This window comes from Streptacidiphilus jiangxiensis, from assembly GCF_900109465.1.
Lineage (GTDB): Bacteria > Actinomycetota > Actinomycetes > Streptomycetales > Streptomycetaceae > Streptacidiphilus > Streptacidiphilus jiangxiensis.
In genome coordinates, this window is the sequence record NZ_FOAZ01000086.1 from 1 (window position 1) to 1,843 (window position 1,843).

Consider the following 1,843-nt stretch of genomic DNA (forward strand, 5'->3'; position numbering starts at 1 on the left):
ACGCCGCGACACCGACGGGGCAGCGGGCGCGGCCGGCGCAGCGGCCGGGACGGCCGGGACGGAGACGGCCGGCGCGGGCGCGGCCGAGGCGGCAGGCACCGGGGCGGCGGCGGGCCCGGGCGCAGCGGCGGCAGCTGGAGCGGGAGCGGGCGCGGCGGAGGGGGCGGGCGACGGCGCAGCGGCCGCGGCGGCCGGGACGGAGGCGGCGCCGGGCGCGGCCGGGACGGCGGCCGGGGCCGGGGAGGCCGGCGCGGCAGGCGGGACGGCCGCGCCGGGCCCGGCAGCGACGGGCGGGACGACGGCGGCAGGCGTCGCGGGCGCGGAGGCGGGCACCGCGGAGTCGGCGGCGGAGGCGGGCACCGCGGCGGGCGCGACGACCGGGGCGGCGGCTACAGGCGCAGCAGGCGGACGCGGTGCACCGTCCGGGCTGGCCGGGAGCAGCACGGCTAGCGGGGTGACGTGGCGGCGCAGGACCTGGGGGCGGCCGAGTGCGGCGGCCTGGATCAGGTCGCCGAGCTTCTTCCTGGCGTCCGCGGTGCCGTGAACGTCGGCGCCGGCTAGGTCCCAGCCTGCGGCGGTCGCGTTCGCGGGGCTGGTCAGCACTGCGTGATGAGTTCCCCGGGCGAGGGGCGTCGGCTCCCCGGCGGTTGCAGCCTTGATCAGCTGTGGAAGGGCCGCACGGGCCTCGTGCAGCGTTGTCGGCACTGCCGCACGATGGGCTGCAGCCTCGGCCTCTGGGACGACAGCGGGCTCAGCGATCGGCTCGGCGACGGGCGCGGCAGCGGGCGAGGGGGAGGGCACAGACGGCTCCAGATGATCCGGGCCAGCAGGCTCGGTGACGGGCGCGGGCGGGGGTGCGGAAACGACGACCTGGTGGATGGTCGCGCCGTCACGCAGGCCGGACAGCGTGGGTTGAGCGAGGAGATCGCCAAGGCGCTCATCGTCCCCGACCAGGACAAGCGGGAAGGCCGAGCTGGTCCACAGGAGGTAGAGCCAGCGCAGTGCGTCGGGCGGCAGGTTGTGAGCCGCCTCGACGACGATCGGGTGGGGCGTGCGGCGCATCTCTGCGGTGATCTTGACGACGGCGGTAGCCGGGTCGCGGGGGCTGCGCTTGCCGAGACTGAGCTGCTTGAAGAGGCCGGCGACCAGTTGGTCGAGCGGCATCGCCTGCACCCGGGCGGGCTGGATCGCCGCAGCGTCGAGTGTTTCGGTGAGGATCGCCGTGGCGTCCGGGTTCTGGCCGGTGACGACCAGGACGGACCGGTTCTCGGTGGCCCGGTGGAGGTGCGCGCGAAGGTCGCCGGCTGGCGCAGCGGTGTTGTCCTGGGCGGGGATGGTGTTCGGGGCTGCGGGGCTGACGTGGTTCTCCGGGGTCGGGGCGGGCTGTGGGGCGAGGCGGTGTCGGATGTGCACGCAGGAGTGCAGGCTCGCCAGGGCGGGGCGCCGCAGGACGTTGTGGAGGTGGTCTTCGCCTACCAGGATCAGCGGGAAGGATTCCGTTCCTCCTGGCTTCCACAGCCCGTAGAGGAGTTCGAGTGCCTCGGTGGGCAGGCGGTGGGCGTCGGCGACGATCACCAGTCGGTTGCTGCGGCGGAGCTCGGTGCTGATCCGGTCCAGGGTGGCCGCGAGGGCCCGGGGCTGGGGGCCGAGGTGGTCGAGGTTCAGGGCGGTGTAGAGGGCCTTGACTACCTGGGTGCGCCCCTTGGCCGGGCCGGGGCGGACCCAGGTGGTGGGCAGGTTCTGTGCCTGGCAGGCTGCGTCGATTGCAGGTGCGGCGGCTTCGGCTGGGCCGGTCACGCAGACGATGGCTCCGGCGTTGGCGGCGTCGAGCAGCGCATCAGCG

At 75.9% G+C, this 1,843-nt stretch carries 1 protein-coding gene; it reads right to left on the reverse strand.

The features are described 5' to 3' along the window. On the reverse strand, positions 1 to 1,843 hold a 1,843-nt coding region (locus tag BMY61_RS46995), incomplete at both ends, for an AAA family ATPase (protein WP_342342569.1).